The 12778-nt window shown below is 52.3% G+C and carries 13 protein-coding genes; 6 read left to right on the forward strand and 7 right to left on the reverse strand.

The annotated features are described in order from the left end of the window. The 3 genes from OGV79_RS14820 to OGV79_RS14830 form a co-directional block, all read right to left on the reverse strand. The coding region (locus OGV79_RS14820; protein WP_286468209.1) for a DMSO/selenate family reductase complex B subunit at positions 1–413 on the reverse strand (413 nt) is incomplete at its 3' end. A 10-nt stretch (positions 414–423) separates the two neighbouring features. Further along, positions 424–2862, reverse strand: coding sequence for a selenate/tellurate reductase subunit YnfF (gene ynfF, locus OGV79_RS14825; protein WP_286468649.1), 2439 nt, complete (start codon positions 2860–2862; stop codon positions 424–426). 171 nt (positions 2863–3033) lie between these two features. Beyond that, a complete protein-coding gene (locus OGV79_RS14830; RefSeq protein ID WP_012132453.1) occupies positions 3034–3342 on the reverse strand; it encodes a DUF1161 domain-containing protein in 309 nt (102 codons plus the stop codon). 103 nt (positions 3343–3445) lie between these two features. Here OGV79_RS14830 and OGV79_RS14835 point away from each other — a divergent pair, with 103 nt between their 5' ends. Beyond that, positions 3446–4180: a YnfC family lipoprotein gene (locus OGV79_RS14835; RefSeq protein ID WP_286468650.1), complete on the forward strand. Its 735-nt coding sequence runs from the start codon at positions 3446–3448 to the stop codon at positions 4178–4180. 4 nt (positions 4181–4184) lie between these two features. Here the strand turns inward: OGV79_RS14835 and speG are convergent, their stop codons facing one another. Together speG and OGV79_RS14845 are read right to left on the reverse strand one after the other, a co-directional pair. Further along, a complete protein-coding gene (gene speG, locus OGV79_RS14840; RefSeq protein WP_012132451.1) occupies positions 4185–4745 on the reverse strand; it encodes a spermidine N1-acetyltransferase in 561 nt (186 codons plus the stop codon). 34 nt (positions 4746–4779) lie between these two features. Beyond that, complete coding sequence (locus OGV79_RS14845) at positions 4780–5121, reverse strand: DUF1283 family protein (protein ID WP_012132450.1); 342 nt, start codon at positions 5119–5121, stop codon at positions 4780–4782. A 145-nt stretch (positions 5122–5266) separates the two neighbouring features. Between OGV79_RS14845 and OGV79_RS14850 the strand changes: the two genes are divergently transcribed. From OGV79_RS14850 to OGV79_RS14870, 5 genes are all read left to right on the forward strand, one after another. After that, on the forward strand, positions 5267–5593 hold the full coding sequence (locus OGV79_RS14850) for a YnfA family protein (RefSeq protein WP_024130346.1): 327 nt from the start codon (positions 5267–5269) through the stop codon (positions 5591–5593). A gap of 109 nt (positions 5594–5702) precedes the next feature. Beyond that, a complete protein-coding gene (gene rspA, locus OGV79_RS14855) occupies positions 5703–6917 on the forward strand; it encodes a starvation-sensing protein RspA (protein ID WP_012132448.1) in 1215 nt (404 codons plus the stop codon). A gap of 13 nt (positions 6918–6930) precedes the next feature. Then, a complete protein-coding gene (locus OGV79_RS14860; protein ID WP_012132447.1) occupies positions 6931–7950 on the forward strand; it encodes a Zn-dependent oxidoreductase in 1020 nt (339 codons plus the stop codon). A 53-nt stretch (positions 7951–8003) separates the two neighbouring features. Then, positions 8004–9383, forward strand: coding sequence for an MFS transporter (locus tag OGV79_RS14865; RefSeq protein ID WP_012132446.1), 1380 nt, complete (start codon positions 8004–8006; stop codon positions 9381–9383). A 175-nt stretch (positions 9384–9558) separates the two neighbouring features. After that, positions 9559–11031 carry a mannitol dehydrogenase family protein gene (locus tag OGV79_RS14870; protein ID WP_058669094.1) on the forward strand — a complete coding sequence of 491 codons (1473 nt, stop codon included), beginning with the start codon at positions 9559–9561 and terminating at the stop codon, positions 11029–11031. A gap of 107 nt (positions 11032–11138) precedes the next feature. On the opposite strand, the gene OGV79_RS14875 is transcribed toward OGV79_RS14870, so the two are convergent. Next, on the reverse strand, positions 11139–11825 hold the full coding sequence (locus tag OGV79_RS14875) for a GntR family transcriptional regulator (protein WP_012132443.1): 687 nt from the start codon (positions 11823–11825) through the stop codon (positions 11139–11141). An 87-nt stretch (positions 11826–11912) separates the two neighbouring features. After that, entirely contained in the window at positions 11913–12659 is a 747-nt protein-coding gene (ydfG, locus tag OGV79_RS14880; RefSeq protein WP_024130344.1) for a bifunctional NADP-dependent 3-hydroxy acid dehydrogenase/3-hydroxypropionate dehydrogenase YdfG, read from the reverse strand. Positions 12660–12778 lie beyond the last annotated feature (119 nt).

Consider the following 12778-nt stretch of genomic DNA (forward strand, 5'->3'; position numbering starts at 1 on the left):
TTTTTGCCGTCGGCAACGCGGTCATGACAGCCGTCGCATTTGGTCATGTGGCCTTTGGCGGCGTTGTACTGCGGCGCACCGTACGGGCAGGCCATATGGCAGTAGCGACAGCCGATGCAGACGTCCTCATCCACCACCACAAAACCGTCCTCGCGTTTGTGCATCGCGCCGCTCGGGCACACTTTCGTGCAGGCCGGGTCTTCGCAGTGGTTGCAGGAAATGGAAAGATAGTAGGCAAAGACATTCTGGTGCCAGACGCCGTTATCCTCCTGCCAGTCGCCGCCCGCATATTCATAGATGCGACGGAAGCTGACGTCCGGGGTTAAATCTTTGTAGTCTTTGCAGGCCAGTTCGCAGGTTTTGCAACCGGTGCAACGACTGGAGTCAATAAAAAATCCATATTGGGTTGTCATCGGTTACTCCTTATACCTTCTCAACCTGAACGAGATTGCTGTGAGACGGGTTCCCCTTCGCCAGCGGAGAAGGACGATGTGATGTCAGAATGTTGATGGAACCGCCGTGATCGACCTGGTCGCCAAACATATCCGCCTTGAGCCAGGCGCCTTGCCCGATGGCGGTAACGCCCGGCAAAATGCGCGGCGTGACTTTTGCCGGGATCAGCATCTGCCCGTTATTGTTAAATACGCGCACCGTGTCGCCCTGTTTGATGTTGCGCGCTTTCGCGTCAATGGGGTTAATCCAGATCTCTTGCGGGCACGCTTGCTGCAACACATCAATATTGCCGTAGCTGGAGTGGGTGCGGGCTTTATAGTGGAAGCCGGTCAATTGCAGCGGATAGGTTATTCGGATGGGATCGTCCCAGCCATCAAACCCTGGCGCATAGGCGGGCAGCGGATGAACGATCTCATCGTTTTCCAGCTCCCAGGTGTCGGCGATGGTCGCCAGCCGCTCGGAGTAGATTTCAATCTTCCCTGATGGCGTTTTCAGCGGACTGGAGGCAGGATCTTCGCGGAATGCGCGGAAGGCGACATAGTGTTCCTCCGGGCATTTTTTCTTGAAGATGCCGGTGGTTTTCATCTCTTCGTAGTCCGGCATTTCCGGGTTACGCGCTTTGGTTTTGGCATGCAGGTATTTCACCCACTCGTGCTGGGTACGGCCTTCCGTAAATGTCTGGTAGACATCCGGGCCGAGGCGTCTGGCGATTTCGCTCAGCGTCCAGTAGATCGGCTTTCTTTCAAATTTTGGTGAGGTGGCCGGTTGCCCCAGGATGACATAACCCATGTTGCCTGCGGATTCGTGCGAAATAAGATCTTCCTGTTCCGTTGGCATCAGGTCCGGCAGCAGAATGTCGCAGTATTTGGCGGACGCCGTCATGAAGTGCTCAATCCCGACGATCATTTCGCACTTGCTGTCGTCCTGTAATACGTCATGGGTGTGGGCGATGTTGCCATGCTGGTTAATCAGCGTATTGCTGGCGTAGCACCACATAAATTTGATCGGGACATCAAGCTTATCTTTACCGCGCACGCCGTCGCGTGTGGCGGTCATTTCCGCGCCATGATCGATGGCGTCTGTCCAGGTAAAAACGGAGATCTGCGTTTTTACCGGGTTATCCAGCATAGAAAACCACTCTACGCCGAGGTCCCAGGTGCCTTCACGCACGCCGGAGTTGCCGCCGTTGATCCCGACGTTGCCGGTCAGGATAGAGAGCATGGCGATCGCGCGCGCAGTCTGTTCGCCATTGGAGTGACGCTGCGGCCCCCAGCCCTGACAGATATACGCCGGTTTTGCCGAGCCGATTTCCCGTGCCAGCTGGATGATTTTTTCCGCCGGGATACTGGTGATATGCGCGGCCCACTCAGGCGTTTTGGCCGTGCCGTCTTCGCCCTGGCCCAGAATATAGGCTTTATAGTGGCCATTCGCTGGCGCATCGGCCGGTAGCGTTTTTTCGTCGTAACCCACGCAGTAGTTGTCGAGGAAAGGCTGGTCGACAAGATCTTCGGTGATGAGCACCCAGGCCAGTCCGGCGACCAGCGCGGCATCGGTGCCGGGACGAATAGGTATCCATTCGTCTTCACGTCCTGCCGCGGTATCGGTATAGCGTGGATCGATAACGATCATGCGCGCATTTGAACGTTCCCTGGCCTGTTCCAGGAACCAGGTAATTCCGCCGCCGCTCATACGGGTTTCTGCCGGGTTATTACCGAACATCACCACCAGTTTGGTGTTTTCGATATCGGAGGTGCTGTTACCCTCGTTCGAACCATAGGTGTAGGGCATGGCCGCCGCGATTTGCGCGGTGCTGTAGGTGCCATAGTGGCTAAGAAAACCGCCGTAACAGTTCATCAGGCGGGCCACCAGAGAGGCATAAGGCGAGGAGCGGGTGATGTTGCCGCCGACGATACCGGAGGTGTAGTTAATGTACACCGCCTCGTTACCGTATTTATCGACCGTGTTTTTCAGGCTGTTGCTGATGGTATCCAGCGCTTCTTCCCAACTGATGCGCTCAAATTTTCCTTCGCCGCGTTTGCCTGTGCGTTTCATCGGGTAGTTGAGGCGATCAGGATGGTTAATTCGCCGACGGATTGAACGTCCGCGCAGGCAGGCGCGCACCTGGTGATTGCCATAGACATCTTCGCCAGTGTTGTCGGTTTCCACCCACCAGACTTCATCATCTTTGACGTGGAGACGTAGGGCGCAGCGGCTACCGCAGTTGACCGAACATGCTCCCCAGACCACTTTGTCTTCAACGGGCTGGATTGCCTGCTGCACGGCAGCCGCAGCGGTACGCATCCCGAAAGGCAAGGAGAGTCCTCCGGCAGCGAGCGCCAGCGATCCTATCGCGGTGGATTTCACTAACGTCCTGCGGCTGATGCCTCCCTGTTGTTCAACATCGGACATAATTCACTCCATTATAGTTATCGTTATATAATTATGTTTATAACGAAATTAATAGGATACTAATGAAAGAGTGATTTTAACCCCTTATAGGTAGGGGGTATTAATCCATGTCAAAATTGAGGGAATCTTTCTAAGAGGGAGTAAGAGCCTGGTATATCAGGCTCTTATCTGTTACTGAGGTTCGACAGCATGCCCGTCCTGAGAAGGACTGGTACTGGCAGGAGCGTTTCCGCTGCTGGTGCGGGTATACAAAATTTTATGGGTATCGTTTGCACAGTGGCCTACGACCTGGGAATCGGGCTGATCCGCCTGGTCATTAGGAACAATGGTTAACGTAAAACTGGACTCCGCCACACCATTGTTAATGATGCGCTGTTCGATGTCGCTTTTGACTCTTTCACATGACTCCGGCGCCGCCAGTACCTGCGGGGAGGCGACGATGAGCAGACACGCTGCAATTCCTGCTGAGATTTTCATCATTCACTCCTTTTATGAACACGATAATGAAAGCTTAGCATTTCTAGTGTAAACAACTGTATTTGCTAATATGATTGAGAATCATCTCCTTATCCTGGTGAATAACGTGAAGAAACAGACCCTGGTGAGCTTTCTGTGTGTGCTGCTTGTTGGATGTGATAACGCCACTGTTCTGGTCTCCTTTACCCCGGAAATGGCCAGCTTTTCCAATGAGTTCGATTTTGATCCGTTGCGCGGCCCGGTTAAAGATTTCAGCCAGACGTTGATGAACGACAAAGGGGAAGTGACGAAGCGCATCAGCGGAACGCTTTCGCAGGAAGGCTGCTTTGATACGCTGGAACTGCACGATCTGGAAAACAATACCGGGCTGGCGTTGGTACTGGATGCAAACTACTACCGCGATGCCGAGACGATGGAGAAAAGAGTTCGCTTACAGGGGAAATGTCAGTTGGCGGAGTTGCCCTCGGCAGGCGTGGTCTGGGATACGGACGATAACGGTTTTGTTGTTTCCGCAACGGGAAGAGAGACGAAGGTACAGTACCGCTATGATGCGGAAGGGTATCCGTTGGGTAAGACCACCATCAGTAAAGACAAAACGTTATCCATTGATGCAAAACCGTCGGCGGACCCGCTTAAAAAGCTCGACTATACGGCGGTCAGCCTGCTGAACGATCGCCCGTTAGGCAATGTGAAGCAGACGTGTGAATATGATAATTACGCCAATCCGATCAACTGCCAGCTTGTGATCGTTGATGAAAGCGTCGAACCCGCCGTTGCGCGGAGCTATACCATTAAAAATACGATTGATTATTACCCGGTTGCGTCTGACACAGCCGGGTAGCGGCTTACTGTGCGGTAGGCTTCAGCAGGCTTGAGCCAGGCGTTTTGTGATCGTCCAGATATTGCTGCTGGAAAATGCACATACGAATGGTGTTGCGGTATTGGCCATTGATAAAGAACTCATGAATCAGTTCACCTTCAACCATAAAACCTAACTTACGGTAAATGTGAATGGCTTTTTCGTTTTCTTTATCAACGATCAGATACAGCTTATAAAGGTTGAGTACGGTGAATCCGTAGTCCATCGCCAGCTTCGCCGCGCGCGAAGCCAGCCCTTTTCCCTGGTATTCCGGCGAGATGATGATTTGAAACTCAGCCCGGCGGTGAACGTGATTAATTTCTACCAGTTCGACCAGACCGGCTTTTTCGCCGTTGCACTCCACGACAAAGCGCCGTTCGCTCTGGTCATGAATGTGCTTATCATACAGGTCAGACAGCTCGACAAACGCTTCGTACGGCTCTTCAAACCAGTAACGCATTACGCTGGCGTTGTTATCAAGCTGGTGGACGAATCGTAAATCTTCGCGCTCCAGCGGGCGCAACTTAACACTGTTGGCGTGGGTCATTTTGTGTCCTTACCGTCTGTCGCTCAACGCACTGTTATGGCGCAACGGTACGGCCAGTACGACGATCCAGGCAACGCAGCGTATTCGGTTCCCAGTACGCGTTAAGGTTGGCGCTCTGCTCGCACTTGTCGCGGTTATCAAACGCGGCGTCGGCTTTGTCCCACTCTTTCTCCGTGCGCGTGTTCACTTTCTGGCGCAGGCTGCGGGTATCATTCCATTGTTCCTTTTCCATGGCTGCGTGTTGGCGGCTTTGCGCGCTGTCTCCAGATTCAATGATCAGTTTGCTGGTATTCGCGAATGCGGAGGTGGTATACACGACAGCACCCAGCGCAAGCATTGCCGTCAGGCACAGGCGTTTGCTAAGTGTATTGTTCATGGTTAATTCCTTTCATGATAGAGGGATAAAACTTGTCTAAATTCTACACCATTCCTGGCGCAGGGCATACCCATCCTGCGGGTATGGATACGAAGGCGCTATTCTGGCGTATCATGCTTAAACCTGACGTAACGCAATGATGATGATGCTAAAAACAACACTTCTTTTTTTCATGACCGCACTGTGCGAAATCGTGGGCTGTTTTCTGCCCTGGCTATGGTTGAAGCGGGGCGCAACGGCCTGGCTGCTGGTTCCGGCGGGAGTCTCACTGGCATTATTCGTCTGGCTGCTGACGTTGCATCCGGCCGCCAGCGGCCGCGTCTATGCGGCTTATGGCGGGGTCTATGTCTGTACTGCGCTGTTATGGTTACGCTTTGTTGACGGCGTCAGACTCAGTCTTTATGACTGGTCAGGCGCACTGATCGCACTCTGTGGAATGCTGATTATCGTTGCCGGGTGGGGGCGCGCTTAAGCGCCTTATTTTGTGATCGATGAGCGATTTTTTGATCATTATACTTGTATGGTAGTAGTTCAGGTGTATAAATTTCCTGCATCGCACAGAAGAGATGTAAGGAACAACAATGAAGATTGTAGGGGCTGAAGTTTTTGTCACATGTCCGGGACGTAACTTTGTCACGCTGAAAATCACCACCGAGGACGGTATCACCGGCCTGGGCGACGCTACCCTGAATGGCCGTGAGCTGTCGGTGGCATCCTATCTGAAAGATCACCTTTGCCCGCAGCTTATTGGCCGCGATGCGCACCGTATCGAAGATATCTGGCAGTTCTTTTATAAAGGCGCCTACTGGCGTCGCGGGCCGGTCACGATGTCTGCCATTTCTGCCGTTGACATGGCGCTGTGGGATATCAAAGCGAAAGCCGCCAATATGCCGCTGTATCAGTTGCTGGGCGGCGCATCCCGCGAAGGCGTGATGGTCTATTGCCACACGACGGGTCACACCATTGATGATGTGCTGGAAGATTATGCGCGTCACAAAGAGATGGGGTTTAAAGCGATTCGCGTGCAGTGCGGCGTGCCGGGTATGAAAACCACCTACGGCATGTCTAAAGGCAAAGGTCTGGCCTACGAACCCGCTACGAAAGGCCAGTGGCCGGAAGAGCAACTCTGGTCAACCGAGAAATATCTCGATTTCACGCCGAAACTGTTTGACGCCGTACGTGCTGAATTTGGTTTTGAAGAGCATTTGCTTCACGACATGCACCACCGCCTGACGCCGATTGAAGCCGCCCGTTTTGGTAAGCGCGTTGAGGATTATCGTCTGTTCTGGATGGAAGACCCGACGCCTGCGGAAAACCAGGAATGCTTCCGTCTGATTCGTCAGCATACGGTGACGCCGATTGCCGTCGGGGAAGTGTTCAACAGCATCTGGGACTGCAAGCAGCTCATTGAAGAGCAACTGATTGACTATATCCGCACCACCATTACCCATGCCGGCGGCATTACGGGGATGCGCCGCATTGCGGATTTTGCCTCGCTTTACCAGGTGCGCACGGGGTCTCATGGGCCTTCTGATTTGTCGCCGGTTTGCATGGCCGCAGCGCTTCACTTTGATCTGTGGGTGCCTAACTTTGGCGTTCAGGAATACATGGGGTACTCCGAACAAATGCTTGATGTCTTCCCGCATAGCTGGACGTTCGATAACGGCTATATGCACCCAGGCGACAAGCCAGGTCTTGGTATTGAGTTTGATGAAAAACTGGCGGCGAAATATCCGTATGACCCTGCGTATTTGCCGGTCGCCCGTCTGGAAGATGGCACGTTGTGGAACTGGTAAGGAGTGATATGACATGAAAAGTATAGTGATTGAAAAACCTGACACGCTGGTTTTAGCGGAGCGTCCTATCCCTGAGCCTGCGGCCGGGGACGTTCGGGTTAAAGTGAAACTGGCGGGGATCTGCGGTTCTGATAGCCATATCTATCGTGGGCATAATCCTTTTGCAAAGTATCCGCGTGTTATCGGGCATGAATTTTTTGGTGTGATTGACGCCGTAGGCGAAGGTGTTAGCCACGCCAGAGTGGGGGAACGCGTATCGGTCGATCCCGTCATCAGTTGCGGGCATTGCTATCCCTGTTCAATAGGCAAGCCCAATGTATGTACCTCGCTGGTTGTTCTGGGCGTACACCGTGACGGCGGATTTAGTGAATATGCGGTCGTTCCGGCAAAAAACGCGTTTACGATCCCGGATGCCATTGCTGATAAGCACGCGGTGATGGTTGAACCTTTCACCATTGCGGCGAACGTCACCGGGCAGGTTAATCCGACAGAGAACGATATTGCGCTGATTTATGGCGCAGGGCCGATGGGACTGACGACGGTTCAGGCGCTGAAGGGCGTTTATAACGTTAAAGAGGTGATTGTTGCCGATCGTATTGATGAACGACTGGAGATGGCGAAAGAAAGCGGCGCCGACTGGGTTATCAATAATGGACAGCAATCTCTGCAAGATTTCCTGGATGAAAAAGGGTTAAAACCGACGCTGATCGTCGATGCGGCGTGTCATCCGTCCATTTTACAAGAAGCTATCTCGCTGGCGTCGCCCGCCGCGCGCATTGTACTGATGGGGTTCTCCAGCGATCCTTGCCAGATTGTGCAGCAGGGGATTACCGGCAAGGAACTGTCAATTTATTCGTCCCGTTTGAATGCGAATAAATTCCCGGTCGTTATTGGCTGGCTGGAAAAAGGTCTGATCGATCCCGATAAGCTCGTCACGCATACGTTTAATTATCACCATGTCACTGACGCGATTGAATTGTTTGAGAAAGACCAACGGCACTGCTGCAAGGTTTTACTCACATTCTCTGAATAATATTAATAAATGCGAGAGAGTGGTACGCATCTTACCTCTTAGAGATTGCCAATATGACTCAACAAAAACATGAACGGTCAACAAAAGATTTAATCAGAGCCGCCGTATCCGGTTGGCTGGGAACAGCCCTTGAATTTATGGATTTCCAGTTATATTCTCTGGGCGCTGCATTAGTTTTCCATGAGATATTTTTCCCGGAACAGTCCGCTGCAATGGCGCTTATTCTGGCGATGGGAACCTACGGCGCAGGATATATCGCACGTATTGTCGGCGCGTTTATTTTCGGCAAAATGGGCGACAGTATTGGGCGTAAAAAAGTCTTGTTTATTACTATCACCATGATGGGGATTTGTACAACCCTCATTGGGGTTCTGCCGACCTATGCGCAAATTGGTATATTTGCGCCTGTTTTACTGGTGACGTTACGTATTGTTCAGGGGTTAGGCGCCGGGGCGGAGATCTCCGGGGCGGGAACGATGCTGGCTGAGTATGCGCCTAAAGGGAAACGCGGCATTATTTCCTCGCTTGTCGCAATGGGAACAAACTGCGGTACGCTGAGCGCAACGGCAATCTGGGCAGTGATGTTCTTTGCGCTTGACAGAGAACAGCTTCTGGCCTGGGGATGGCGTATCCCATTCCTGGCGAGCGTTGTTGTCATGATCTTCGCTATCTGGCTGCGTATGAACCTCAAAGAAAGCCCGGTATTTGAAAAGGTCAATGAAAGCGAAAATGCGCCGGCGTTAAACAACGCATCAGAAAACACATTGGGTGCCATGTTTAGCAGTAAATCCTTCTGGCTGGCAACCGGTTTACGTTTCGGTCAGGCGGGCAATTCTGGATTAATTCAGACATTCCTTGCAGGATATTTAGTGCAGACGTTATTATTCAATAAGGCGATTCCTACCGACGCGTTAATGATTAGCTCTGTCATTGGTTTTATTACTATTCCACTTTTGGGATGGTTATCTGATAAATATGGTCGCCGCCTGCCTTATATTTTATTGAATATATCTGCGATTATTCTTGCGTACCCGATGTTGTCTATCATCGTGGATAAAACCTATAGCCCCGGCGTGATTATGACCGCGCTTATTGTTATTCATAACTTTGCCGTGCTGGGTCTCTTCGCGCTGGAAAACATTACGATGGCCGAGATGTTTGGTTCGCGTAATCGTTTTACCCGGATGGCGATTTCAAAAGAAGCCGGTGGATTAGTCGCCGTTGGATTTGGTCCTGTACTGGCAGGTATTTTCTGTAATATGACCGATTCCTGGTTGCCTATATTAGCGATGATCATTGCCTATTCTCTTATCGGCTTAATTTCAGCGATTTTGATGCCGGAAGTGAGAGATCGCGATCTGAGCGTGCTGGAGGATGCAGCGGACCTAAAGGCGGCAAGTAGCGTTCAGGGTTCGGCAACGCAGGTAGGGTAACGTCGCACAGGGCATGACCGGAATGGACAGGGAGTGTTGAATTTCGGTCATGTTGTCACATAACTTTAAAATGATGTCATACCAATTGCAAAAAGCTTAATTCAAATCAAATCATACAACCCTACAGGCGTTACTCTGAGACGGTCCTGAATTCATTCATACAATAGGTCATACCATGCAAAACAAGCTCTTAACGGCTAAGGCTTCGCTTCCTCATTACGATCGCGCCAGACTGGTTCCTCGCATTGTGCATTTGGGCTTTGGCGCATTCCATCGCGCGCATCAGGGTGTCTACGCGGATATCCTCGCGGCGGAACACAACAGCGACTGGGGATATTGTGAAGTCAACCTGATTGGCGGCGAGCAGCAGATTGCCGACCTGAAACAGCAAGACAACCTGTATACCGTGGCGGAAATGTCAGCAGATGCCTGGACCGCAAGGGTTGTTGGGGTGGTAAAAAACGCGCTGCACGCGCAGGTTGACGGTCTGGAAACCGTCCTGGCCGCCATGTGCGAGCCGCAGGTGGCGATTGTTTCCCTGACGATTACAGAAAAAGGGTACTGCCACTCTCCGGCGACCGGTCAGTTGATGCTGGATCACCCGATGATCGCCGCCGATCTGCAAAACCCGCAGCAGCCGAAATCCGCGCCTGGCGTGGTGGTGGAAGCGCTGGCGCGTCGTAAAGCGGCTGGCCTGGCGCCATTTACCGTGATGTCCTGCGATAACATGCCTGAAAATGGACACGTCATGCGCAATGTAGTTACCGCCTATGCCCGTGCGGTAGATGCAGAGCTGGCCGCGTGGATTGAGCAACATGTGACGTTCCCGTCCACGATGGTTGATCGTATTGTACCTGCGGTGACGGCTGACACGCTGGATAAGATCGAACAGTTAACCGGCGTACGCGATCCTGCGGGTGTGGCGTGTGAACCGTTCCGTCAGTGGGTGATTGAGGATAACTTTGTCGCGGGTCGCCCTGAATGGGAAAAAGCGGGCGCTGAACTGGTGGCAGATGTTATCCCGTTCGAAGAGATGAAACTGCGTATGCTTAATGGCAGTCACTCATTCCTGGCGTACCTCGGGTATCTGGCGGGCTATCAGCACATTAATGACTGCATGGAAGATGAGAATTACCGCCTGGCCGCGCATGCGTTGATGTTGCAGGAACAGGCGCCGACGCTGAAAGTGAAGGGGGTGGATCTGAAGCGTTATGCCGATTTGCTGATCGCGCGCTATAGCAACCCGGCGTTGCGTCACCGTACCTGGCAAATTGCGATGGACGGTAGCCAGAAACTGCCGCAGCGTATGCTGGACTCCGTTCGCTGGCATATCGCGCATAACAGCCGTTTCGATCTGCTGGCCTTAGGCGTGGCGGGCTGGATGCGTTACGTTGGCGGCGTTGATGAGCAGGGGAATCCGATTGAAATTAGCGATCCGCTGCTGCCGGTTATTCAGCAAGCGGTTCAGGGCAGTGAAGAAGGGGAAAGTCGCGTTCAGGCGCTGCTGGCCATCGATGCGATTTTTGGTAACGAATTGCCGCACGTTGAGCTGTTTACGAATAAGGTGAAAGAAGCGTATCTGTCGCTGCTTGCCAACGGCGCGAAAGCAACCGTTGCAAAATATGCGGCGAATATCGCATCAGCGTAATCTCTGCATGGTTGTAGGCCGGATAAGGCCTGCAACGTTCAACATCATTGACTATTGTAGGCCGGATAAGGCGGTTACGCCGCCATCCGGCTTGTTTGTCAGCGGGATTACTCTTCGCTGAACCAGTCGCTGTTTTCCTGGCGGATAAGCTGAACGGACTCGCCAATCTCCTGTAGATGCACAGTCATGGCGCGTTCCACCGCGTCGGCGTCATGCTTTTCCAGGGCGGCAAAAATATCATGATGCTGGCGCAGCAACATTTCAGGCGGCGACACATGATCCAGACTCATATAACGCACGCGGTCGATGGTGGCTTTAATATTTTCAACCGTATCCCACGCCAGCTGGCAATCGGCAATTAATGCCAGTTTCTGGTGAAATTCATCATCAAGCTGGAAGAAATCGTTGAGCTGCTTGCGGTCAATGGCGATCCGCTGCTGGTGAAGGTTCTGCTCCAGCTGATAGCACTGGCTGTCGGTGATCATCAACGCCGCGCGACGAACGACCGCACATTCGATGGCCTGTCGGACAAAACACCCATTCTGCACCTGCGATAATGAAATCTTATTCACATAGCTGCCGCGCTGAGGGCGGATTTGAATCAAACCGTTTTCCGCCAGCTTAATAAACGCTTCACGTACAGGCTGGCGCGATACGTTAAAGCGCACGGAAACCTCTTTCTCGGAAAGCGGTGTGCCTGGCGCAATCAGACAGTGCACGATGTCACGTCGGAGAATGCGGTAAATTTGCTGATTTACAGGCTGCGTAGGATTGAGTTGGGTTTCAACGGTCATTCGTTCTTACTTTTTAGAGAGTTAACCAGAGTACTCTACCACTTTTTTGTCACTATCTATACCCGACCCGTAGGCCGGGTATAAAAATTAACCCCGATGAACGCTCAGTCCGGCAAAAGACTGCGTAACCGGCATCATTTCCAGCGTATTAATGTTCACATGCGCAGGCAGATTAGCGACCCACCATACCGCTTCTGTGACATCATCCGGCGTGAGCGCGGTTGTGTTCTCGTAGGTTTTACCCGCTTTGTCGTCATCGCCTTTAAAGCGGACGTTAGAAAACTCCGTGCCGCCGACCAGACCGGGTTCAATATCGGTAACGCGTACTGCCGTACCGTGTAAATCCGTGCGCAGATTCAGACTGAACTGGCGCACAAACGCTTTGGTTGCGCCATATACGTTGCCACCCGCGTATGGCCAGCTACCTGCGGTAGAGCCAATATTGATGATGTGGCCGCGATTGCGCTCCACCATGCCAGGCAGAACCGCGCGGGTCATGTAAATAAGACCTTTGTTGTTCGTGTCGATCATGGTTTCCCAGTCTTCCACGCTGGCTTTATGCGCGGGCTCAAGCCCCAGCGCCAGCCCGGCGTTGTTGACCAGCACATCAATGTTGCGCCACTCTGCGGGTAATGACGCCAGCATATCTTCAATGGATGCACGGTTACGCACATCTAAACGAGCGATAAACAGATTGTCGCCCAGCTCATCTTTCAATTCTTGCAGGCGTTCCTGGCGACGGCCAGTGGCAATCACTTTGTGTCCATTCTCAATAAAACGACGTGTAATGCATTCGCCGAAACCTGCGGTCGCACCGGTGACTAAAACGATCATCTCACTGTTCCTCAACGCTTTTTGTGTTGTATTACCATAGCACGCCATCTCTGTTCAGGGGTAATCCTCGTTAATGGGATTGCGGTCATTTCAAGGGAGACCTACTCTAATGAACAAAT

The organism is Citrobacter sp. CK185, from assembly GCF_030333565.1.
Lineage (GTDB): Bacteria > Pseudomonadota > Gammaproteobacteria > Enterobacterales > Enterobacteriaceae > Citrobacter_B > Citrobacter_B koseri.